A 24,017-nucleotide genomic window follows, 5' to 3' on the forward strand; every position below is an offset into this window, starting at 1 on the left:
AAATATCCGCTGACGCAAGCTGACCTCGGTATAAATGTATTGCAGTCCACGCAGTAGTTGGGGAATGTCATCACGTGATTTAGGATCAATGACAATGGCGGCAATATCGGTTTCACCGAATTTGAGTTGAGGCTGAATGACGGTGCGCATGCGAATTCGAGGGATGAAGATTTTGGCTTTTAGGCGGTTACGGGCCGATTTTCGCTGGAAATAAGACAAAACCGGGGTCAGGGCAACACATCTTCGTGTTGGAAAATCATTATAACCTATTGATGAATATGAGATTAATTAATTTTCATTCAAACACTAGTTACCCAAACAAATCCAGGACCCTCATGCTTCTCAAAAAATCGTTAGCGTTCTCTACGAAATTTGAGCTTATTGTTCTGATCGGTTGTTCCATGCTGGTTTTTCTCGCGGGCTCAATGTTTTTGCTGGTCTGTTTTGGTGCGACCACCCTCATTTTTTTCGGAAAAGAAAAACTGAGCCAAAAAATCGATAAATTTTTCGACGAATTATTTTAGTTCTAAGGTATGGGATGTTGTGAACAATTATCTTGCGTGCTTGGAAACAAAGAGCTTGAGATGTATGGCCGCATTGTCGAGCTTCTAAACAAAGAGAAACCTTTAAGCGTGTTGATTGACTGCCTGTGTCGAGACATAGAAAGGATCCATGAAGACTCCGAGTGTCGTTTTCAGATTTTTGAAAAAGCACCGGCTGCTTATCCCGAATCAATGCTATGCCCGATGTTTCATGAAGAATTTGCTTCCGGAGCAAACGATAACATTGTCGGTTTTCTTGAAAGAAAGATGGAAATGTCGGCCAAAGGAGTTGGCTTCAAATCGTGTTGGTCATACCCTGTCAAGAATAACCGCGAGGAGACGCTGGGAATTTTTGCGCTTTATCAGGACTATCAAAATCCGCCTAACGATGCAGAACTACTGCAATTGGAGCGTTATGCCAATTTGTTCCAACTAATCGTTGAATGGTCACGAATGCAAAAAACACAGCCGGCAGTATAGTTTCATGGTCCTTGTAACTATATGTCGGAGGACTTTCCCACGCGTGCGCTGGTTATTTGTACTTGTTTTAATGTGTTGCATTACCGGCAACCTGTTTTAACGTGTTTTCAAAACACAAAAACAGGAAGCCGAAATGACTATTACCGTCGAATCAATCAAATCAACTATTCAATCTCGCCTGCTTGAAATGGTGGAATCGCGCCATGAGTTAATCAAGCACGCGCAGTTCTTATCTGACCTGGGTATTTCCGTCAGGGATTACAGGCTTTATATCGGCGAATGCTTTGAAGCAATTGCCGAGAGCTATCTTGAAAATCTCTGCGCGAAACTGAGTAGCCAATATTCCAATGGGACGCCGGCAAGGGTTTCGTTGGATTCTGGTCTGTATAAGGTTATATCAAGACGAAGCCGCCGGGAAAGTTTCGCCGAACGGTTTTGGTCGCATGCTGATGGAGACCTGGAAGCAGACAAGGCGCTGATTGAAGCCTATTTGTCCGAAGTAAATTTTGATGCGATTGCTGATTCGATTGGTGAACAAGCCGAAAGCCTGGAGGAAAAAGGCCTCAATATGCTGGCATGTAAAATCATCGATCGCTTGAATTTGAAGTGCGAGCGGGGATATTACGAGCCGTACAAAAAGGCAGGACGCGTCATTTGCCAAACCTGGTCGGTTGGTTACCACGATGTCTATTCGAAAATACAAGAACTAACAGCCTTACAGGATGCTTTCAGCATCATAGAAAAAGAATCCGGGCTGTCATTGGGTATCGCGATCAGTAATTATATTTCGGCGATCAAGGATCTCAGTTGGTCTCGGGAAAAAATCGCTTCCAGGACGGTTTTTGGCAAAGGGGGGCACCTTGAAATCCACTGCTTCAAAGATAAACACGAATACCGATTCAGCGTTCAAGCGTTCGATGCGTTGATTGCTTTCCTCATGATCAACGGCGAAGCAGACGCAGCGGATAGAATCATTGAGAAAACCGGTTTGCTGGAGGCAGCGTAATGTTAACGCGTTATCTTCCTGCAGAACTCGATCAGATTCAGTCTAAAGGCAGCGCGGCGTCAAAGGCAGGTTCCTTGGCAGCCTTGCATGAAAAGCGCAAAGAAACCCTGTCCCAGTTCTTTACACCCGAATGGTTGGTTCGTTTTATTTGGCAGGCTATATCGCCTGCATTTGATCGCGATGACGGCCGGTACCGGCTGCTGGATAACAGCATCGGGAATGCCGGTATGTTCCGCTATGCCGATCCTAAGCGGTTTCATTTGTGTGGACTGGATGTCGACGGCCAGTTGGTTGAAATAGTATCTGAAATCCTTGACGGAAACGGATACATGTTCGACTTGGTTCATGCCGGCATGGAATCGGTCGAATTGGTTAAATATAGTGCTGCACTCATCAATCCACCGTTCTCTATTCCGCTATCGAGTCCATTCCTCAATGCTTACCCTGGCGTTACCCATTACGGGAAATACGGCCCTAACACGTCGGCCGTGTCTCACGAATACGCCTTGGCGCAAGCCTTAAACCATAGCGATATTGTGGCGGCTGTCGTACCGGCATCGACCCAAGCGATAGTGAAGCAATCGTCCGTTATGGCTGGCAGGTTGCGAGCAATATTTGATCTGCCAAGCAACGCATTCAAAGAAGAAAATGTCGAGTCGGTCAACACCGTTTTAATGGTGTTCGGTCGAAAGCTTCAAGGCCCAGCGGCCAATGCGCCGGAAAGCATCCGAATCAAAACTGGCTCGATCAACGAAAGCTTGATACCGCCAACACTGTTTCAACTGAGCTGCCGTTCGGTAGATGAACTGGGGCATAGCAGGAATCCTATTAGCGTCATAGGCATTGAGGAATCAAAGCCTGTGATTACCACGGAGGCGACCGGTGATAATACGGTTATTCTGAAAAGAGCTGGTCGCTGGATAAAACTGGATTTCTTCGACGGCGCCACAGAAGGCTGCGTGAAGAATGCGCTTTATCGATCCCGCTTGTATTCCGATCGCCTGCATAAGTACCCAGCGAAGACGCGTTATGCAGGGCAATTCCAATTGAATCTGGATGCCATCAGCATGCAGGACGATCCTTTTAAGGCGTTAAATTCAGTGTGCAATGTCATCCGGTCGGCTGGTGGTGAACCGGTCGTCAATCGCCAACTGATCGACGGCATTAAATCGATCGTTGTTGAAAATAAAAAAATGAGGATTCCATTCGGACGCACGGTTTTTCGGAAAGGCACACCGGAATTTAAAGCAACGGCAAACAAGATGGCCTTGATCAACCGGACGCAAAAAGGGGCAGCGATATCGAAAAATGAAACTGTCACGGCCAAACGGGTTGATACTGGATTTATTGTCCAAACCGGACGCGGTGAATTTGCCTGTGACCACGACACATTTTTCGCGTTGTTCGCCCCAGAGAAGACGGTTGTTGACGCCGGTTACTGGGAGGATATTTACCCGCCAATCAAGAACTGTTTTCCAAAGGAGATAGACCGCTTAAAAGCAAAGGCCACGCTACTTGGGATCGACCAGTGGCTGACTTGGGACTATCAGCTCGAAGATCTTTGCGAGTTAGCGTTTAAGCCCAATGGGGCCATTTGTGGCTGGCAAATGGCTTTGGGTAAATCCAGGCTCGCGTTATCGCTCGCTCTGCTTCTCAATGGAAAATCGCTGTTGGTGTTGAAATCGAGGTTGGTGCCAGAAATGGCCAATGAATTGAAATCGCTTGGCGTCACGGATTACAAGGTGATCAAAACCTTGAGTGATACCAAACAGCTCGGCAAGGTCAATATCATCAGTTACGAACGACTGAAAATGGCCATTGATCCGCGGTTTCCCAAACTGACATTGGCTAAATTTCTGCGTAAGAAAATAAAAAACGTGCTGTGCGATGAAGGTGGTTTGCTGGCCAATCATTTTTCTCAGCAGACTCGCGCAGTATGGGCGCTGGGTGCTAAACGCCGGTATATCCTGGACGGTACGCCAAGCCCTAACTATCCCCGCGAAATGCAAAATCTGGCGGCTTTTGTGGCCGGTCAAGAAAGAGCTTATCAACCATACTCGATGAATGGCGGCTTCATTGAAAAGCGGCTGTTCAAAAGCGCCGAATTCCAGCCAACAGGCCGGGATGAGTTTACCCGTCGTTACGTGACCCTGGAATGGGCAACGAATGAATTTTTAGATAACCACGAACGCGGGGCAAAACGGGAAGTACCCAAGATCAAGCCTGCATTTCTTCAGGATTACAGGGCATGGGTGGCACCGATGATCAAACGCCGTGTCCAGCAGGAACCGGCCGTCAGTCGCTATGTAAAATTCCCGGTACCTACCTTATGCGATCCGATTGAAGTCGATTGGAATATGGATCATTTGCTGCTCTATGTGAAAACTGCGGAAGAGTTCGCCAATTGGTACAAGCAATATGCCAAAGAGCGCGGCGAGGAAGGCAAGGCGCTTAACTTGACGATGATCCTGGCCAGGCTTGAAGCCTGTTTCAAGGCGGCGAATGTGCCCAGCGCGGTTAGTGGCTACGGTCGAGGGTTTCAATCCCTGACCAGTAAGGAAAAGGTTTGTCTTGATCTGATCGAAAGCGAAATCAACAAGGGACTAAGACCGATCGTATTTGCGAAAAACCCCGTGGTATTGCGGCGTCTCTCTGAAGAGTTGAGAAAACGAAATATCATAAACCTGGTTTTCTCCGGCGAGGACACCATTGCGAAACGGACGGCAAAGCTGAATGAGCGTATCCGCAACGGAAGTGATCAAGTCATGCTGGCCAGCCTCGGCGTGACACAAGACGGCTTGAATCTGCCGATGCTCAATTCGGTGATTTTTTACAATCGATCCTACAAATCGCGGGAAGAATTCCAGGCTATTTATCGACTAATCCGTCCACAGCAAAAAAGCGAAGTGTCCTGTCATTTTCTGCATCTGAAAGGCTCGATCGACGAATACATGGGGCAGTTGATCAAATGGAAAACCCTGGCCAGTGGAGTAGGCCTGGACTATGGCGAACAAGCCGACGATGAAGATTTCGTGCATTTTGATGCGTTTGTGTATCGTTTCATCAACTCTATCCCCGAGTTGAAAGAAAAACTGGATTTTCTCCGAAAAAAGGCTGCGTAAAAAACCAACAAATCATCAAAAGGCGTCTAAAAATAGCGCCTTTTAGCCAGGCATTTCAAAAATAATCCATTCAAAATTGGTTTTAATATGGCAAATAACCGCGTCATTAAACACATCAGTCTCAACGAAGAAACCCGCAATCTGGTGATTCTGTTTCGGGGAAATTCCTCAGCAATCGAAACGAAAGCACTGGATTTCAAAAAGGACGACAAGGGGAATATCGTTTACATGCTGCTCGATCGATTGATTCATAAACCGCATGAGAATTTGTTCGAATGCTTTCTGAATGATCAATGGGAAAGCGGATTCTCGATTTCTGGTTGTTATGTCAGCGAGCTTAGCCGCGCCTCAAACACAGTCGGATATTAATTTGCATTATTTTTGCGGCACATAAAATGGAATTATCAAGGATTTTTACATGGATAAGACGATGAGATTTTCAATTAACCGCGAACAAATACTGGGCCCGCTGCAACAAATTGCCCGTGTCATTGATAGGCGCCAAACATTGCCCATTCTTTCAAATGTACTGGTTCAGTGCTGCGATAATCGGCTAATCCTGACAGGCACCGATTTAGAGGTTCAAATCGTCAGTCATTTGAATCTGGATGACATTCGTGATGAAGGCAGTATCACGATGCCAGCACGAAAGCTATTGGATATTTGCAAGCTACTGCCAGCTGACAGCGTGATCAAATTCGACCTGGATAACGATAAGGTCAAGGTTTCTTCGGGGCGCGGTCGTTATACATTGAATACCTTGCCAGCCGATAGTTTTCCCGAATTTAGCCGCAGCGAGACGAAATCCAGCTTCAAGGTCAATGCCGGAAAGCTGAGAGAAGGTCTGGATAAAACAGCGTTCTGCATGGCGGTCAATGATACCCGGCACTACCTCAACGGCTTGGAGCTAAGCATCAAGAATTCAAAAATCAAGCTGGTTGCGTCTGATGGGCATCGGCTCGGTCTGTATGAGGATGACATTGGGGCAAAAACTGATCACGATGCCAAAATCATCCTGCCCAGAAAAGCAGTACAAGAACTGGTGCGATTGCTAGACGATTCGGAGGCGGACGCGGAGATCCGGATTTCAAATAATTCCATCGAGGTTTTGTATAAAAACTCGGTGTTTTCATCAAAGCTGGTTGATGCTCGTTTTCCTGATTTTAGTCGAAGTTTCAACCAGTCATTTCTGGATCCGCTGAGAGTGGATAGAGTGTCGCTAAAAGAAGCATTGATGCGAGTTGAGGTGCTTTGCAACGAGAAATACAAAGGCGTGAATTTCGAAATCAATAGCTGCTCGATGAAACTAAGCGGCAATAATCCGGAAAATGATGAGGCAGAAGAAGATATTGTGATCAACTATCTGGGAGATTCCGTTTCAATTTCCTTCAATGCTCAATATGTGTTGGATGCCGTGAATAACGTCGACGGCGATACGGTGGAAATGACCATTGCCGCCAATGCGAGCGCCTGTTTTCTCGAAGCGCCGACTAAATCGTTGTTTCGGTATGTCGTGATGCCGATGCGAATATGAATGTGACAATGAACTATTTTTTAACCCAATGGAGTTGAACCCATGTTAGACCTGGAAAATAAAACCCCGGCCGAACTATAAGCGCTCATAGCCGAAGCAGAACAAAAACTGGCTGAAAAGCAAAAGAGTATGCGCAAAGAAGTGATTGCACAAATCAAAGAATTGGCGGCATCAATTGGCGCATCAGTCAATATCAAGTTCGACGAACAGGCAAGCAGAAAGAGCGGCGGCCCACAAGGCAAAGTGGCACCGAAATATCAAAACCCAGCCAATCCTGATGAGACGTGGACAGGACGCGGCGTTGTGCCGAAATGGATGCAGGAATTGATCGATTCCGGCCGAAGTAAGGATGAATTTTTGATCGAGAAAGATCAGTAAACGTGCTTATTCATAAGGAGATATGGCAGGTGCCATTCAAAAATGTTTTGGTCTATTCACTAACCCAGCCACTCGATTTACACCAGCTTGCAGATAAGCTGAATGAGAGAGAATTCAAACCTTGTGCTGCGACAGATTCAATGTCCGTCGATTGGGCGAAGCCTGCGGAATTCCTTCAGGAAAATAACCTGGTTTACAGGATTGGCCAGTACGATCTTATCGCACTGAAAACCGAGTCCAAGGTGCTTCCTGCTGCTTCGATCAACAAAATTCTCATCGAGAAAATTACCGAAATCGAGTCCAGAGAACAGCGTCGAGTCAAAGGCCGTGAGCGGGCCGATCTGAAAGACCAGATCATTCACGAGTTGTTGCCGCGTGCTTTCAGTAAAGAATCGGTGACGATGGCTTACGTTGATCGCATGAAGCATCAGATCGTCGTTAATGCTTCGTCGGCAAGTGCTGCTGAAAAGCTGCTGTCACATTTGCGGAAAGCCATAGGATCGCTTCCGGCCGGTTGTGCCGTTGGCTGTCGAAAACAACGTGCCTGGCACAATCACCGGCTGGGTCAGCGACCACTTTCCCGAAGGATTTGTGCCCGGCAATAGCGCTTCGATTTCGACGGACGAAGGTGGAGTGATCAAACTCAAAAACATCGATTTGCTCTCGCAAGATGTCAGATCACATATCGATGCCGGTGGTCGGGTAACAAAAATCGCTCTGACGTAGGAAGACAAAGTAGCGTTCGACCTCGATGCGAGCCTTGGAATCAAGCGAATCCGGCTGCTCGATCTATGCAATGAAAACCGGGATGAAGAATACGAGTCAGCCGCCGCTTTGTTCGAGGCTGATCTGACTCTATTTGCCAGCGGGATGGCAGAACTGATCGAAAAGCTGGTCGCCGTGTTTGATGGCGAGGCAAAACGGAAGGCAGCGTGACTCCAGAAATCACCCCCTCAAGCTAAGCACGTTCCGGACGGTACATTAATTTTGTAGCGCTTGATCCAAGCGTATTTTGCATTCACGACATTGCTGATGCCTTGTCACATACCTGTCGATTTGGCGGGCTCACAAGGTCGTTCTACTCAGTGGTGCAGCATTCGGTTTTGGTGAGCTATCTGGTACCCGAATGCGATCAATTTGCAGCGTTGATGCACGATGCTGCAGAAGCTTATGTTGGTGACGTTCCTACGCCGCTAAAGCAGTTGTTGCCGGAATTTAAGATCATCGAAAAGCGGATAGAGACTTCTCTGTTTGAAAAATTCGGCCTTTATGACGGAATGCCAGTGTCGGTAAAAAAAGCCGATTTGATAATGTTGGTCACCGAGCAAATGGATTTGATGAATGCAAAAACGATGATGAAGAATGGGGCGTCCGCTGATATACCGCATGCGCCGTTCAGAATAAAGCCTCAATCCCCAGAACAGGCGAGAAAATCCTTTTTGGATCGATTCAATCAACTTTCAAAGGTGCGCAGGTAAGCAAATGCTCAAATTCGTTGAATGGTTTGGCTCGATTACTGGGCTTCTTGGAAGCTTGATCCTGGGGCTCAACACCTCATTCTCTGGATGGGGATTTGTGGCCTTTCTGCTATCGAACGCTGCTTGGCTTACCTACGGTGTAAAAACCAGAACATGGTCGATGGTTGCCATGCAAATGGGCTTTACCGTGACCAGCTCGATCGGTGTCGGGCGATGGCTGTTTTAGCTCGTTGCCGGCTGGCTGCGGTTGTCTATACTTTTTGAACTTCATCATGGAAGAGCATGTTTAGTTGCCCAATACCCAATTACACCTGCGAACCAATCTTAGCCGTCAAGCATCGTCGCCCTGTTTTATTCTGGGAGGCTTTGTTTCAAGGACAAAGATCTGCAGACGAAACATGGATGGAGGTCGACCGAAAGCCATTTAAGTATTTGGCCAACAACCATGCGCCGGACAAATGGAAACGCAAAACGATTGCTGTCAACCTGTCCACGGCTCGGTTCTGGGTATTTCTGATAAAGTTATGAAAGCAGCTGCATTGAATTGGAAGTTGTGCCTCGAATGGACAGAAGATTTTGCGTCAAATGCTGATCTTCACAACGCTGCTGAACGGTTTATCGAATGGCGAAAAGAGCATAGCGTGCTGATTTCTGTTGATGATGTTGGCGCCGGCATGGACGGATTACTTCGAACAACCCTCACTCAGCCTGATGTACTCAAGATCGACGGCAATTTCCTAAAGCTGGCGATGGCTAGCATTGAAAACCGGGAAATCCTTCAGCACATGATCAGCCATTTTTCTACGAAGAAAATGACAGTGGTAGCAGAGCATATCGAAACCAGCTGGCATCTCAGCTTTGCCCGATCGATCGGCTGTAATGCTTGGCAGGGATTTTGGTCCAGAGAGTCGAGATTTGGTTATCTTTAAATTCGAAACAGCCAGAAAATAGCGTTCTTCAACGTGACTTCTTTCGAAGAGGTCGCACAAAATAAAGCTTCAAAAAACCAATTTTTTTAACCGTGAGGAAAAACATGAACAAGAGCGAATTGATAGCTAAAATTGCACAAGACACCAGTCTGAACAAGAAACAGGTTGAAGACGTTTTAAAAAGCCTGGCTGAAACCATCAAAAGTGAAGTGATTAGTTCAGGCGAGTTTACTCTTCAGGATGTCGGCAAATTCAAAGTAAACGACAAGCCGGAAATGGAACGCCGCAATCCTAGAACTGGTGAGATGTTTAAATCGCCGGCCAAAAAGGTGGTTAAAATCACACCTGCAAAAGTATTACGGGATGCGGTAAACGCTTAGTCCATTAGCGATCGGGCAATGAGAAAGTTTTTTTCGATGATGGGGCATTTTTTCATCGAGACAATTTCATTGCCCAGCCTTATCACTCAAATTTGGAAATATACCGCTACAAGTTTAGATTTTGTCGCCTCATTCGGAAGGTCTGTGTTCGGGGCGGTATTCACTGATCCTCTGATATTTATCCTGACTTCCGGTATTTTGTTATGGATGTATCTGGATGATTTTCTGACGCAATTTCAATAGCTTGATCAGAAATTTTCGCCAAGAACCTTTCTTAATCCGGCATCCGTCAACAAGTAACCACTGAATTTATCCAAAAGCGGCGTAAAACGCCCCTTCAGGTAGAGGAATCCCCGGCCTTTAAGCCGGGGGAAGATGTCAAAGATCCTTGTTCAAGTTTTCGATATAGTCATCCCAATCTTGTTTTTCTTCATCGTCCATCACAGATCCGCCATCGTGCTCCGTGTACTCTCCGCGATCATTGATCTGGTCGGCGCGGTATATAACATCCGGACCACAAAATAGGCATGTGTCGTACTCATCTTCAGATGACGCACAGTTCGGGCATACCCATCCATCTGGCTGAAAATAGAGCTCATCGGGATCGCCAATTGGCTGGTTTTTCTTTTTCTTGATCCCGCAGCATTCGCATTCAGGAGTCAATGCCGTGCTGATCAGATTCCCCAAATGATCATTTGGAACTGACTTCAAGGGTGTTTCCTTCATCTCAGAAACGCACTCAGCAAGCTTTGGCAAGTCTGACGTTATAGCGAGAATGAGATTTTTGTCTTCAGTGTCGGGCCCGCAATCAATTAGCGCCTTTTCGGAATTGAAACCACAATATGCGGATATCGACGCATGGGCATGAGGTGAACCTACCTCAATACCTTTTCTAAAAAGCATGAAAGAATAACACCAAGTCAACATTGGTGAATTGAAAATCAGGAAGTTGATGAGATTTTCGAGTGGGTTGGCAGCATTGATATCGCGATCGTGCCGGGTGCCGCATTGTGGACAATCCCTCATCCGCACCGACAAGGACCGCTTGTCGACGAAAAGCTCGCAGGCATGGCAGCGTTTGGCGTTGAGTTCAAATCGGTCAATACAGTATGGATGAAGAATTTCGCGGTTTTTGTTAAGTCGAATTCTGAGAAAGAAACTCAAGCAAGTCCATAGCTTCCTCGCCCCAAAGAGAGGGTTTCATTTCGACCGATTTGTCGAAAATATCATCACTTTCAGTAATGAACAAAAAGCCTTCGCTTTCCAACGCCCGAGCTGCAGCCGAAGCGGATTTTCTAGTGATACCTTGATGTTCGATGCATTCAGCCAAAAGTTTTTTCGCCCGCCCGCCAAGCTTTTCAAGTGCATGAGCAGTTGCTATGGCTTCGGATTCACTTTCGAAGAAAAACAGTTCGATCATTCTCGAACGATCATCGAGAAAAATTTTGGATGTTATACTTCCAAGATGGCGATTCGCCGTATTGGTTTGGGTTCGGATCACTATCTAGCAAAGCAAAATACAAAAAGACCAGTAGACCTAACACAGGGATGGCAGTAATCAAAAACCACCCTCCAGAACGTCCCGTGTCATGTAAGCGTCTTATCGAAACGCTCAGACCAGGGAGAATCATTGCCAGCGTATAAATAGCGCTCAATGGCCCATAGCCGGCGTCAAAGTTAAAAGTGCCCATTAGTTGATCAATTAGGCCAAATCCCAAGACGGCGAGGATATTGAACAGCGTGAAGTACCAGTATTCACTACGGGTAGCACGGCCTTTGAATACGGCGTATTTTCTGAAAGCTGCAAAGTAGTAGTTCACGATAGACTCCAATCGATTGTTTGTTTTCCAAGGTTTGCTAAAGCCTCATTTGCACGGCTAAACGGCCTCGAACCAAAAAAGCCTTTATTGCATGCATGAGCCGCCGATCGGCGAGGGATGGCTCGATTCGATGATTGTATGCTCATTATTAGCGATGAACGGTCGAACCGACTTGGCATGGTTTCCCCAAAGAATGAACACAATGCCCGAATGCTGTTGAGACAGAGCTGATACCAATGCTTCTGTTACCTGTTGCCAGCCAAGTTTGCTATGAGAACCGGGTTTATCTTTCTGGACGCTGAGCATGCGATTTAAAAGCAAAACCCCTCTATCGGCCCAAGCGGTTAAATCGCCGTGATCCGGCGCCGGATAGCCAACATCTTGATTCAGTTCCTTGAAAATATTGCGTAAAGAAGGCGGGATTTTTATTCCCTTGGGTACCGAAAAGCTCAGGCCCATTGCCTCCGGTACTGAGTGTGTTTCTCCGGATTCAAGGCATATTTCTGCAATGCCGTGGTAAGGATCTTGGCCAACGATCACGCATCTTATCTTTTCCGGATCGATTGAAAGAGCTCTATATCGGTGATCGGCAGTGGGCAAAATCACAGCTTGTTTTGAAAGACCATCAAGAATGCTCTCAATTTCAGCAATAGCATCAAGAATCTCAGGTTTGCCAGCGGTCAATAAAAGATTTGCCCAAAGTGATGGGATTTTGATCATTGCTTCTGGCTCCCTGAAAACTTCGGACAATCCGCCGGCACCTCACTGCGAATCCAGCGCGGACTTTTAGTTCCGTCACAGCCCACCCGTTTTTCTACGACGGCAGGTATATCATCTTGAAAATGCAGACATTTGCTGTACGGGTATGGCTTGCCCAAACACCCGCACGGCGCAGAATACCAGTTGTGTTTGCAAGCGACGCTGATAGATTCACCGTTCATCAGGACACCAGCCGAGAATAAAAACTCGCCTTTTCCATTTGCTCAAGCGATGAAACCCGGCAGCGTTCCAAGCCCGGATTGGCAACGATAATAGCCAAAGCTTGGGCACGCGAAACAGCGACATTTAGACGGTTGATGTCGAACAGGAAATCAAGGCCTCGACTACTTTCCTCTACGTCGCTGACGGCCATGGAAATGATCACCACTGGCGCTTCTTGGCCCTGGAACTTATCTATCGTGCCGATGGCGATTTGGTCGCCTAAACGATCTTTGAGCAAATTCACCTGCATGTTGTAAGGCGCCACAACCAGGATGTCCTGATTGGCAATTGAGCGAGCTTCACCATTTTTAGCGGTACAACGGCCTGTTTTGAGATCGTCGATGATTCGCTGGATGACATCCACTTCCTCTTCGCTGCTTTGCCGGTTGCCATCGTGCTCAACGTTGATCACCATGACCCCATGGGACTGCTTGATCAGCTTCGAATCCGGTACCGAAACAAGTTGGCGATCATTGTGTTTAGCAGCCTTTAGTTTGCCTTCATAAACTACCTCGGAAAGTGGATGACAAACAGCCGGGTGCATGCGGTACGTCCTTTCCAGGAAGATTCCCATATCGTCAGGGATGACGCCGTGCCCACCGAGCATGTAATCCAAAGCTGACAAACCTGAGTTCCCTGGATGACTTCCTTGAATGGGTTGCTCCAATTGCATTTGATCACCCATCAGGACGATGTTTCTTGCGCAGCCGGCCACCGCGATCAGGTTGGCCAAGGCCACCTGAGAAGCTTCATCCACGAAAAGATAATCGAGCGGGGCTTCAAAAGCGGTACTTGATGCAAAGGCATAGGCGGTTCCCCCGACCACCGCAAACGAATGATAAGGATCGCGTTTAGTGAAATTCATGGAGGTCCGGTACACGTAATTAGGGAAATCTTCCTCAGAATATTTCTCCTTGAATGCGTCCTGTTTAGAACCAAAGCCACCGACTTTAGCAATTCGGGCATGCTCGGTGGGTTCGTGGAGGGTATCCAGGAGATTCAGGATCGCAGCATGGCTATTGCTCATGACGCCGACACGTTTCCCTGCTTTCACCAAAGACGTGATGATGTGCTTGGCGGTGAACGTTTTGCCAGCACCGGGCGGGCCCTGAATGCACATCGTACTGTTATCCATAGCCTCGACCGCTGAAATGATGGCTTCCAAATACAAGTCGTCTTCGGGGAACCTTGAGCGGGTGATCGGCAAGTAATTGCAAGTGGGTTCAGCGTCCATGTTGAAAATCGGGGTTTCTCGATTCAATATCGATTGAATTGCGCCTGGCAGCCGGCCATCAAACAAGGCTTCCGCCACTTCGCATAGCCGGGTTTCCAAAGTCTCGGTGTTAATAAACGGTTCGTCGGCGAACAAGGTCATGCGATCGGTACCAAGCTTTGATATTTGATCCTGATCAGCGATGAATTCAACCAGTACATCTGTTTCGGATTCAGGGAAACGAATGCCTTTCACTCGAATGTCGGTGCCTCTCACGGTTCCAGTAGCAAACTTGTCCTTTCTGACCGGTTGCTTGATGTCGAACTGGCAACGGAAAAGCACGCCATCATCAGATGGCAATTGGCCGATGATGACCGCATTGTGCAGGCAGGTATCATCGTCGAACAATTCCTCTTCTGGCTTTTCCAGTCGTTCGAAATAGGCCCAGATTTTGGGTTTGCGTTCCCTGTTATGAAACCCCAGCAGATCCATGACCAATTGTGCGATGGGATCGTTTTTAAGTGATTCACTCGCCTCGAAGCGTTCGAACAGATGTTGCTGCCAGTCTCGGAGCGCCTGCTTTTTGTCAGCAGCCTGTATTTGTCGATCGGTTTTTTCCTGGTCAGGTGTTGCTGCATCCGATTTTGGGGCATAAGCGATGCCTGCGATGGATTGTTGTTCACGCAGCCAATCCACCAGCTCCAGTGTACTTTCACAGTCGTCGATGTTGTAGTCGCGAATGTCTTTCAATTCGGGCCATTGTGCCCAATCAAAAGTGGCTGGATCGGCAAGCCAAGATTGATAGCCATTGGCGTTGTCACTCCAGTGGGCAACACCGCCTTGTTCACGCCACATTTCATAGAAAATGACTGATTCGCCGCCATTAGCAACTTGAGTAGTCCGTTTGCTTCTGAAAAGGTGTTCGACGTTTTTGATGCTGTAACGAGGCTCGCCAATGAGAACACCATTCAGGACAATCTTGTACAGATCGACGAATACGCCGTTGCCAGCATTTCGGCAACTTCTTTGATTCGGGTTTCATACCGGGTGGAGAGTTTGCGCATAGCTGCCACTTCGTAATTGGCATAGTGGTAGACATGCAGGGTGTTGTCACGTTTCCATCGATCATAGACCCAATCAATAAAGCCTTCGAATGCGGCTTTTTCTTGTTCAGGGGTATGTGCCCACCAATCCTTGAAAGCATAGAGCTTCCCTTGTGCCGCATCCGGGCAACGGTAACTGCAGCCCCAAAGGTATTCCAAACCACCGTCATACAACGGATGTCCCTCGATGTCGAAAAACACGTCGAGAGCAGACGCCGGCGGTAAAAAGGACAAACCCTTGCCGTTATCGTTTTGGAGGATCTTGAACAGCGGTTTTTCAAGGCCTCGGGATGCGTGTTGAATTTCGACTTGGGCTTTCAGTTTTGCTATTGTCGCGCTAGGAATTCCCTTGATCGGTTCAATGTCGTTACGGCAAAATCCGTCATGGTTTCAACGCCGACCGAACGGAGTTTGCGGATATGGCTTTTGCGGATACCTGCGATCTGCGCCAAGCTATCGGTTCTCTTGATCCAGTCTTTGGCGAAAGACGCCCAAGCGCCATGATCACTGTAATAGGCCGGATCAGGCATACAGACGAAATCCGCGGTGAATGCGTATTGCGCATTGAGAAAGTCGCGTTTCAAGCGGTCGAAAAAGCTGGAATAACGGGCGATACGAAAACGATCTTCAGTTAAATCACCCAGAACAATGGCGGCCTCGTTTGGGATGATGCCTTGGATCGATTCCAGCATCCAGCTGTAGCAACAAAGCTGGATCAGGAAATACGGGCGAGTTGTTTGAGAGAGCTTGGTATCCCATGCCTCGTAATGGTAATCGCCCAAACTGGATTTTCCTTCGAGCTTGACCAGGAAATCAGCGCTACCGGCGAATCCGTCCCGCGATAAATAAGCTTGGTAGATGAACGGATACCCGTCCTTCATGTATTGAAGGGTTTCAAGTGCCTTGTCGTAATGGGATTTGCTTTTGACGATCGCGATGTTTTTTTCACCGTGAGTATCCTGCAGGAATTTGAGAAAGTTCGATTCATGAGTATTACCCTTGGCAGCCAGCAAAGCCATCATGGGATCATGATCTTTTTCGATGCCGGCTATCATGGCGGGCGATTCAATGGCCAGACGCTCCATCCAGGATGCGAAGGGAGAACGCATGGCAAGAACGAGATCAGATGGGGAAAATATCAATTGATCAGAGCTATTTTTATACATTGTGGCCTGAGAAAATAGTAAATAATCTGCTATTTTCCTGGTATTTGAGAAAACGCAAGATATGGAATCATCGCTTCAAAATAGTCATTGCTAAGTATGCTCAATCGTGTGCAAAGGCATTGGCTAAATTTTGATCCCCCGTTATTTTTCACTACAACCTTCGTGTATTAATGAAATCTGTTCAAGCAATTTTTTGGGGTTATCAGACATCAATATTCTGATCATTTGGGAGGAAAGAGGATTAATTGTTACGTAACAACCATCATTGACGGAAATATCCGTATTTGCGTTTGAACTCAAGATTTTCTTCCGCGCCTACAATAAAGGGAATTTCCTGGTTTTCTATACTTTTTATATTCCTCATTGATTCTAGTCTTCCCCAGAATGTCACTTTCCTATTATCGTGAGTCATCGCATGCTGCCATACAACAGGCTTGTTTTCCCCAATGCCACCGTCCAATAATTTTGTGATGATATAAGATTCTGTTTTCAAGATAAAAACTCTGATTGTTATTAATCTATTCGCTTGATTCAGCCAAGAGGATCGTATTTAGCAGATTCAGCTCATTTGATGCGGCCAAGTACCGATTATCGAAAATCAAATCCAGTCTGGCAGGATCTTGTTCACCAATCACTGCCACATAAGGAATGTCGGCATAGCGAGGTATGACAGGCAGTATTTCAGCGGATGAAGTAGGTAGGCAAGCCCCTAACGCGTCTCGCCAGGCACTCTCATCATTGCCAAGAGAGGGCAATCGACCGCTTGGGTCTTTTTTCCAAAAACGTGAATAGTCCAATGGCACAACCAGCCAAGTCGAAGGAGATTGCAAAGTCTTGACCGTTGAAAACTCCCGTGTCGCTTCTTCTTTCTTCCTTGCAAGAATTCGGTAGAGTTCTTCAGCGGGTTTCCTCAACTTGAATGGCAGCGTTTCATCACGGAAGATATGCGTTAGCTCACCAAATAGGTTGGAATTCTGATGATCGACATCTGTTGACCAACCTTCTACGTTGAATCGCTCTTGCTTATCGAGTTTGTCCCAATGTTCCAACCAGAAAGGGCCTACGCAATAAAGATAATCAGGCAGCAAACAGCCTTGATCATCGGTTGGTAATATTAAAAGGGGCGCATTTTCGGCGCTAGCTCGGCTGGAAAATGCCTGAATATCCTCCAGTCGAGCAACACTTTTAAAGTTAGCCACTTGGGCGGTTGCATCTAATGCGAATTTTGAAAACAGCTGATGGATGTTTTGCTGGGCATTAAAGACCAAGCCCCGCCGATTTTGGTCGGCTGCGAAATCCCTGAGGAATACGTCTGCTTCCTTCAAAAACTCCCTAACATATGAGCTCATCAATGACAGCATTTCATCGCTGCCAATACCTCCAACGGGGACCATGGCCAGATTTTGTTTGTCCAGACCGGCATCGCCAATAATCCGTGTATAAATCGTTGATCTCAACATGACCAGATAGGTCAGCAAGTCACTGACTTGACGTAGCCATTGCCGTGGCTCTGGCTCTTTGTCTTGAGGTATGAAATCCTGAAGCAGCATCACTAATCGACGATTTTTCCAATCACCATCATCTTTAGGTGTGCCATCGTCAGCGGTATAGTTTTTCCCGCGTCCCCGGTAGATCAATTGGGCAACTTCCATTAAGGCCGCTTCAATGCCAAAGCGAGGTATCAAGGCGATGATCCAATCGGTTTTAGGAAAGGATACACCCCTAGCCCCGCTGGACGTCATCAGAAACACTTTCACCGTATCCCGACGATCATCGGCAATGAGCGCCTTCCTTCGGGAGGCCGTCACACTGGAATCGAGAATCGCCACCTGACTTGGGTTTAAAAGCGGCTCGCTATCTTCATTGGTAACTAATAAGGTTTCAACAGATCGCAGAAAAGCCTTGTCTTGCGCAAAAAAAATGATTTGATCTGCACCCTCATTGATGGCTCTACTGATTTCCTGGATCACGTTACCGATAATCGCTTCACCTTGCTGTTCTGCAATGGCTTGGCGGACAGTTTGCGTTTTCCCGTTGGCTAACTCACCCGGCTTTATCACGTCCAACCGGACACGATAATCAATGGATAGTTTTGCTGCCGGATAGCTATTGGTCATGATGTGGAGCACCGGCAAGCGTTTCCCACCAATTTTGACCGGCATGGCGGCTAAACGAAAAGGGCGTTGCCCAGCGCTTTTTGACACCAAAACTTTATCAGGGGTACGTTGACCGCTATTGAGATAACGATCCAGAACGATTTCATTACCTAATGAGGCATCGGAAATAATGAAAATAACCCGGAATAGCGGTTCCTGAGCAAAGGGGCGGATAAATTGTTGATCCAACCATTTGGCTATTGCGTGAATAAACGGTGCTCCCGCCCCATCACCGGTTAATTCGTCAACCATCACCACAATGGTTTGGATTCGTTGCGCAAATAGTCGCCGCTCCTGTTTGCCAGGCTGACCATTCACTGGATTTTTGAATAGGTTATCGAGTGCGGACAAGGTGCTTTTATCTCCACCAAGCTCCCGGTATCCTTGTATGGCTGCGGTAAGCACGACTTGATTGATCGTGGAATTTTCGGCTAACAATTGCCGTGTAGCGAGCGACAATACCTTCAAGACACCGGGTCGATTGATGTCTTCCATTTGATCCTGCCGTTCGGTGACGGCACGCTTACGATGGCTTGAACCAATATGCATACGTTCAAGCTCTTCTTTCTGGTCGGGGGATAGAATCCAGATGCTGCCATCCGGCGACCGCAGATTATCAATCCCATCGGCTACCACGGCACTGTCGATTTTCCGTTGGTGGGCGGTGCCATTACGCATTTGTTCGTCATACCAAGCCTTGGCGGCACCGATCAATTTTGAGTTGGTCGTGACCGTTAGGGTTCCGGTAGGCATGTTAGTGCTCTTATTTCTAGCCAAGTTTTCGCTGACATCGTCATTGATAATGACCCGAGGGCTGACATATAAAAACAAATAACCTGACTTGGATTCTTTAAGGAAACTGACGACTGCCGTGGTTTTTCCTATGCCAGGATTTCCCTCAAGTCCCAGCGTAGTTACTTTCCCCAGCGCTGACGCACGCATTCCTGCCATGACAGCTGCTGAATGTAAATCGCGCAAAGGAACTGGCTGATTGTGCCCAACCCGTTCTGCCAGGGTTTCGGCTATCGCTGCCGTAGAATCCTTCTCGAAAAATTCGGCCAGAGCAGGATTGGAATCCACCCAATGTATGGCCTCATTCCATGACATCGTCGCCATGGGATTCAAAAAACCATCCACATCTTCTGAGAAATCGTAGTTCAGGCTTTTACCCAGCTCGGGCAACTCATGCATTTTCAGCAGTTGCTTACGAAGCGCCTGTGGCAGAGATTTTCTGATCGTGTCGAACGCGTGGTGAATATAGTCGTTCAGCGCTTCATCATCACAGTCCGGTAATTTTTCGCTGTTGCGATAAGCCCGGCCAAGAGTATCGATCAGCGCAATGCGTGGATCGATATCCGGTTCAGTAAAATAGTGCGCACTTAAACTTTCAAAACCATTTTGAGTGATGGAAAGCGCTCTGGCTTTGCAGGGCTTATCATCAAAGCCATTGCTTTTTAGCCAGCGTAACGAGGTGTGCACATACGATGCTGCCTGACATAGCTTGTATAAGGGTTTGTCGCGCCCCGTGAAAGCGGGCAAGTGTTTTTTGATATCAGGCGACAGAACGAATTCTTCGCCAGACACTTCAGCGCAAACTCTGGAAAAAACGCTACGTGTGTCCATAAACCAAGCAAAGCGCCGTAGCTCGTCTAGGTGCGCTTCGGGTTTCAGGTAATCGGCTGATTCGGGTAAACCGTTCAGTGAAAATTCCAGGCATAAAAATTCTCGATCCAAAGCGTCGTAACGCGGTTCTAGCCAGAGCAGAAAATCTGCCCTGGCGGGAAAGCCTTTATGCGCCATGATGGATTCGACGCAACGATCCTGACTGAAGACGACTGAAAAAGACGACAACGCTTCAGCCGTTTCGGCATCGAAATCAGCTTGTAATCGAGGCAATTGCAATGGGCACCACAAGGCTTTGATGCTGTAATCTTCTGCATCAGATTTTAATTTGCGTAGGTATTCGCGCATGGCCGTTTGCCCAAGGCCCATACCTAATTCGAATAGATGTCTGACGCTTTCTCGCGTTCTGTTTCTAAGGTTTTGATCAACTTCTTGTAGCACCTTAGTCATGGCGTCATACACATCAGCGGTATCTTTGGCGGTCCAGGGCGTTAAATTGACAGGATCAATGTCATGCACGCCACTGGCCAGCAGAGCTGTCAGCACACCTCTTTTGACGGCGATTTCGAACGCTTGTCCCCAAAGTGCCTGTCGTTGATTGGGTTCGAGCATAAAGCTTATCGACTATGCAGACTGTCTGTAACATGGGATAGCAAGGCAGGCAGCGAAAGCAAGACACTACCTTTGCGTCGGCTGGAGGGCAGTACCTCTATTTCCCCGGCCGCCTCATTGGATGATGGTTGCATCCAGCCGAAGGGATCCAACACGGGTTTAAATACCCCTCCGTCCGGTTGCTTCTCAGCTTCCAAGAAGTGAAGTCCCCGGAGTATATTCAACAAACACTCACGCACACCTGGGTTGGAACCCATCAAATTGGCACGAACACGCTCTCGCCATTCACTATTTTTCACTTGATAATCGGCATCCCAAAAATAGGTGCAAAAGCCAGATTGTGGCCGAGCCGCATCGTCATTGCCCACAATCGCCAACGTGGCAAAAGTGTAAATGGGGATCAGTTGTTTTAGCACCCCATCACCAGAATTCAGGGCGAATTCATCATGGTCGGAAATCTGTACCGCTTCAAATGCTGATTCTTCTTTGGTGCGGGTATGCAAACGGGTTGCCGGGAACACGTCTCGCCGCAAGGTGTATACGCAGACATGCGGAAATTTACTGGCGATTTCGTCAAGCGTGACGGTTTGCGTGTGGGGCGAATGCCGTTGTGCCGAGCGGTTTATGCGGCGATTACCGAAATGACTGGATATCAGGACAATATGTTCAAAGCCGAGGGCTTGTAATCTTGAGACTTCTTCAACGATCAATTTTGGACTTTTAATCTCATCCCGGGTTTCAACAACATGGGTTTGCATGCGATCGAAGACCATGCGGTAGCCGACATCTGATTGATCTACGGATTCTGCCAAATACGTTTTAGCTCGGAATATAAAGCCATCGGTATCATTGGTGATCGGATGATCGTCACAAGGTCGCGTCGTATAGATAATTGCGGCGACCTTACTCACTGTTAACTGGCGATTGGTAGTCATGATCATCGGAAAAGCAGCTGACAGTGCAAAAGCAGCCCCCCTGGCTTTGTAATCCGTCTTATTGCCATCGGCAACCAATCCTTGCATGCGAATCGGTAAGTCACGCATCAAGGCAGATTCAACGGCTTGCGAGATGGCATAAATCCAGCGATCACCTTCCTCTTTGGCAGCGTTTTTTCCTTGTTCTTGAAAGCGGATCATCAACGCTGGCAAATGTGTATCGGAATGAGAATCCATTTTTTCACTGACAATTTGGAGTACGACATAGGTTAGAACGGCCATGGCCGTGGCTGCGGCCGCGCGATATTGGCGCTGGTCTTCGTCAGAGAACTTCGGATGCTTGCGTAATTTCAAACGCTCAGGGTCGTACCAGATATCGATACCTGAATCCATGAACCAGACGCGATCCATAACAACCCGGTGGGTTCTTTGTATAGGGGATTGATTTTCATCAACCCGGAAGGGCCGCCAAGTAATATTCAGTAACTGTGGCGGTAAATCTCGCCGGGTTGTAATCGCGGTATTATTATCGGCTCGGACGGAGAGTGTCCTTTCATGAAGTTGCGTGCGAACACGAACAGAGAACAAGGGATCAACCACTTCATCAGGATTATTAGCAATTTGGATGTGCTTGAACCACTCGATATTTTCGGCTTGTCCCGATGGTGGCTTAATCAGAGGATCACGGACGCGGCCTTTGGAGCGTTCGATTGATGTCCAATCCACGACGCCTTGCTGAACGACGAGGTATAAATCATCCACAGAGCGCTGTGCGCGATTGATGATGTTTTCAGATTGGGTGGTGAGCAAAGCGACTAGGGTTTTACTCAGTTCTTTGACATCGCCGCTCCATAATTGTAGGTCACACAGCAAGGTGGCTAGTCCTAATCGGCCTTGTTCCTTCAAATCATGAGTCAGCTGTGAGGCTGCAGTTAGCAGTTCAGAAGACTGAATCCCTGGATTCAAGACCAGCCATAAAAACACCACTTCGCTCAGGTTTCTGCGCAATTTGGAGGGCGGTATTTCGAAATCAGAATCCTCCAGGAGAATGGCTCGCAAGCGGTTAAGCCGGGCATCAAACGCTGGTTCCATCTCATTGAGAGGATCTTTGCCATTGACTCGGAACCGGTAACTGACTTCCCGAACGACCGATACGCCGCGGGTTTGCGAATCAATTTTGCGCGATTCAAATAATTGGGTGTTCCATTCCGCCCATACCGGCAAGCAGTTGTAGAACAAGGCCTTTGTCAATTCCTGGGAAATTGAAAACTCGGCAGCCAATCCAAAGGCCTGCGTTAGATCAAGATGAATTGAATGCTGCGATTCGGGAGCGCCGAAGTATCCAAATAGCAGGGTGACGCGTCGAACATAATCGATAAATTTCTGATCAGTTGTCTTGGTAGATTTGGATTTCTGGGCTGCCAAACTCTCCATAATGGCAAAACTGACACGTAAGCGGACCCGTGATAGAGCCTCATCCTCAAGGAAATTCAGGAAGCGGGTGACCTGACTATCCTGTTTATCGAAATCTTGTCGTAAGGTGGCAATGAGCTTTTCACGCTGCAAGGTATCAAACTCATCGTCCCGATGGGACTGAGCCTCCGAGATACTGCTAGCCATCCGATCAAGCCAATCTTCCGCTTGGATTTCCTCTTGAGCCGATAAAACGCGTGCGACCTCTTTTTCGCGGCCGTCTTTACTACGATCGATCTTAGTAAACTCCATAGATACCATTTGCGCAGGCCATGGCTTGAGGAAGTTTTTGCATTTGGTGTTGGTAGATAAGGTCTCAATTACTGATACCGGATCGTTGATCAACAGATTATTGATCGAGACATCCAGGTTAGCGATTTCGGCCTCAATGAGCCGTTTCAGCTGGATCAAGTGCTGCGACACCTCCATGATATTGTCTTTGAAAAGCCGCCCGCCCAGTTTTGCAGAAAAGCCTTTAGGAGGACTGGCTATATCTCGTAAGAATCCTGTGTCAGAGCTCTGTTTGAATAAGGCTTGCAAGTCTTTTTGTGCGAGAAACCGTCGTAGTATCCCGTAGGTATTGATACCCAAACGATTATTTTTTGCATCGAATGTTAGAACGGGCCAAGCATAGACTGAATTGGTAGCATTCCTATCCGGCGGATAGGCCTTCACCAAAAATTGGACCAGGGAAGCAAGATCAGTTGATGGTATTTGTCCGCGCGCATGAACGGACGCACCACCTTGTTGCGGGTGTTGCGACATTGGCATTTCTCCTCATAGATTAGCCTTTACAGACCACATCGCCCTCTTGTATTTGCCAATTACGATAGAGAACGGAATTATCTTTCTATGTCCTAAAGTCTATAGCAGATACCTTGATTAAGCCAGTATTTCACCGGATACATTTCTCAATCTATGTTTTTTGATGAAAATCAGGATATCTGATCTTTAATTAGGTTTGTATTCAGTCATAAGGATAATGATCAGCTAAAAGAGTGATGATTGCCGCGATATCAAATGCAATTTATGACTTTTAGGTGCATAGCGTTCACAAATTTGTTCATAAAATCAGAGGCTAAGGAT

General features: G+C 47.3%; 21 protein-coding genes and 2 pseudogenes. 12 read left to right on the plus strand and 11 right to left on the minus strand.

The window, feature by feature from the left end:
- Nucleotides 1-150: pseudogene (locus tag EK22_RS24200) on the minus strand (ISNCY family transposase); the annotation flags it as partial.
- Nucleotides 151-584: 434 nt separating this feature from the next.
- Here EK22_RS24200 and EK22_RS08960 point away from each other — a divergent pair.
- From EK22_RS08960 to EK22_RS09010, 12 genes and pseudogenes are all read left to right on the plus strand, one after another.
- Nucleotides 585-1,022: a GAF domain-containing protein gene (locus EK22_RS08960; protein ID WP_036250192.1), complete on the plus strand. Its 438-nt coding sequence runs from the start codon at nucleotides 585-587 to the stop codon at nucleotides 1,020-1,022.
- A gap of 133 nt (nucleotides 1,023-1,155) precedes the next feature.
- Nucleotides 1,156-2,028 carry a hypothetical protein gene (locus EK22_RS08965; RefSeq protein ID WP_036250193.1) on the plus strand — a complete coding sequence of 291 codons (873 nt, stop codon included), beginning with the start codon at nucleotides 1,156-1,158 and terminating at the stop codon, nucleotides 2,026-2,028.
- Nucleotides 2,028-5,150: an SNF2-related protein gene (locus EK22_RS08970; RefSeq protein ID WP_036250194.1), complete on the plus strand. Its 3,123-nt coding sequence runs from the start codon at nucleotides 2,028-2,030 to the stop codon at nucleotides 5,148-5,150. The genes EK22_RS08965 and EK22_RS08970 overlap by 1 nt, the downstream gene beginning before the upstream one ends.
- A gap of 87 nt (nucleotides 5,151-5,237) precedes the next feature.
- On the plus strand, nucleotides 5,238-5,519 hold the full coding sequence (locus EK22_RS08975; RefSeq protein WP_036250196.1) for a hypothetical protein: 282 nt from the start codon (nucleotides 5,238-5,240) through the stop codon (nucleotides 5,517-5,519).
- 49 nt (nucleotides 5,520-5,568) lie between these two features.
- On the plus strand, nucleotides 5,569-6,684 hold the full coding sequence (dnaN, locus tag EK22_RS08980) for a DNA polymerase III subunit beta (protein WP_235209261.1): 1,116 nt from the start codon (nucleotides 5,569-5,571) through the stop codon (nucleotides 6,682-6,684).
- An 87-nt stretch (nucleotides 6,685-6,771) separates the two neighbouring features.
- A complete protein-coding gene (locus tag EK22_RS08985) occupies nucleotides 6,772-7,062 on the plus strand; it encodes an H-NS histone family protein (RefSeq protein ID WP_255360578.1) in 291 nt (96 codons plus the stop codon).
- A 29-nt stretch (nucleotides 7,063-7,091) separates the two neighbouring features.
- Nucleotides 7,092-7,667: a recombination-associated protein RdgC gene (rdgC, locus tag EK22_RS08990; protein WP_161786405.1), complete on the plus strand. Its 576-nt coding sequence runs from the start codon at nucleotides 7,092-7,094 to the stop codon at nucleotides 7,665-7,667.
- Nucleotides 7,603-7,998 (plus strand): annotated as a pseudogene (gene rdgC, locus EK22_RS25555) (recombination-associated protein RdgC). The gene rdgC (EK22_RS08990) and the pseudogene rdgC (EK22_RS25555) overlap by 65 nt, the downstream one beginning before the upstream one ends.
- Nucleotides 7,999-8,168: 170 nt before the next feature.
- Nucleotides 8,169-8,540 (plus strand): YfbR-like 5'-deoxynucleotidase, encoded by a 372-nt coding sequence (locus EK22_RS08995; protein ID WP_200882583.1) that lies wholly within the window; start codon nucleotides 8,169-8,171, stop codon nucleotides 8,538-8,540.
- Nucleotides 8,541-8,544: 4 nt separating this feature from the next.
- Complete coding sequence (locus tag EK22_RS09000; RefSeq protein WP_036250206.1) at nucleotides 8,545-8,766, plus strand: hypothetical protein; 222 nt, start codon at nucleotides 8,545-8,547, stop codon at nucleotides 8,764-8,766.
- Nucleotides 8,767-8,998: 232 nt separating this feature from the next.
- Nucleotides 8,999-9,469 carry an EAL domain-containing protein gene (locus tag EK22_RS09005; protein WP_081917821.1) on the plus strand — a complete coding sequence of 157 codons (471 nt, stop codon included), beginning with the start codon at nucleotides 8,999-9,001 and terminating at the stop codon, nucleotides 9,467-9,469.
- Between the two features lie 104 nt (nucleotides 9,470-9,573).
- Nucleotides 9,574-9,849 carry an HU family DNA-binding protein gene (locus tag EK22_RS09010; protein ID WP_036250208.1) on the plus strand — a complete coding sequence of 92 codons (276 nt, stop codon included), beginning with the start codon at nucleotides 9,574-9,576 and terminating at the stop codon, nucleotides 9,847-9,849.
- A gap of 378 nt (nucleotides 9,850-10,227) precedes the next feature.
- On the opposite strand, the gene EK22_RS09020 is transcribed toward EK22_RS09010, so the two are convergent.
- The 10 genes from EK22_RS09020 to EK22_RS09055 all read right to left on the minus strand — a co-directional run bounded on the left by EK22_RS09020 (nucleotide 10,228) and on the right by EK22_RS09055 (nucleotide 23,696).
- Nucleotides 10,228-11,013, minus strand: a complete 786-nt coding sequence (locus EK22_RS09020; protein WP_152565054.1) for a zinc ribbon domain-containing protein — start codon at nucleotides 11,011-11,013, stop codon at nucleotides 10,228-10,230.
- The gene (locus tag EK22_RS09025; RefSeq protein WP_036250210.1) at nucleotides 10,985-11,269 is read right to left on the minus strand and encodes a hypothetical protein; all 285 of its coding nucleotides are present in this window, start codon (nucleotides 11,267-11,269) and stop codon (nucleotides 10,985-10,987) included. Before EK22_RS09025 ends, EK22_RS09020 begins: the two co-directional genes overlap by 29 nt.
- Nucleotides 11,270-11,279: 10 nt before the next feature.
- Nucleotides 11,280-11,669: a DUF805 domain-containing protein gene (locus EK22_RS09030; RefSeq protein WP_036250395.1), complete on the minus strand. Its 390-nt coding sequence runs from the start codon at nucleotides 11,667-11,669 to the stop codon at nucleotides 11,280-11,282.
- An 84-nt stretch (nucleotides 11,670-11,753) separates the two neighbouring features.
- Nucleotides 11,754-12,389, minus strand: coding sequence for a uracil-DNA glycosylase (locus EK22_RS09035; RefSeq protein WP_051961818.1), 636 nt, complete (start codon nucleotides 12,387-12,389; stop codon nucleotides 11,754-11,756).
- Between the two features lie 220 nt (nucleotides 12,390-12,609).
- Entirely contained in the window at nucleotides 12,610-14,850 is a 2,241-nt protein-coding gene (locus EK22_RS25430) for a DEAD/DEAH box helicase (protein WP_369798203.1), read from the minus strand.
- Nucleotides 14,832-15,200 carry a ribonuclease H-like domain-containing protein gene (locus EK22_RS25435; RefSeq protein ID WP_051961820.1) on the minus strand — a complete coding sequence of 123 codons (369 nt, stop codon included), beginning with the start codon at nucleotides 15,198-15,200 and terminating at the stop codon, nucleotides 14,832-14,834. Before EK22_RS25435 ends, EK22_RS25430 begins: the two co-directional genes overlap by 19 nt.
- 92 nt (nucleotides 15,201-15,292) lie before the next feature.
- Entirely contained in the window at nucleotides 15,293-16,075 is a 783-nt protein-coding gene (locus EK22_RS23110; RefSeq protein ID WP_152565055.1) for a hypothetical protein, read from the minus strand.
- Between the two features lie 319 nt (nucleotides 16,076-16,394).
- Nucleotides 16,395-16,625, minus strand: a complete 231-nt coding sequence (locus tag EK22_RS09045; protein ID WP_036250211.1) for a hypothetical protein — start codon at nucleotides 16,623-16,625, stop codon at nucleotides 16,395-16,397.
- A gap of 25 nt (nucleotides 16,626-16,650) precedes the next feature.
- Complete coding sequence (locus tag EK22_RS09050) at nucleotides 16,651-20,523, minus strand: helicase-related protein (protein WP_036250212.1); 3,873 nt, start codon at nucleotides 20,521-20,523, stop codon at nucleotides 16,651-16,653.
- Nucleotides 20,524-20,528: 5 nt separating this feature from the next.
- Entirely contained in the window at nucleotides 20,529-23,696 is a 3,168-nt protein-coding gene (locus EK22_RS09055; protein WP_036250213.1) for a hypothetical protein, read from the minus strand.
- Nucleotides 23,697-24,017: the final 321 nt, after the last annotated feature.

The organism is Methylobacter sp. BBA5.1, from assembly GCF_000746145.1.
Lineage (GTDB): Bacteria > Pseudomonadota > Gammaproteobacteria > Methylococcales > Methylomonadaceae > Methylobacter > Methylobacter marinus.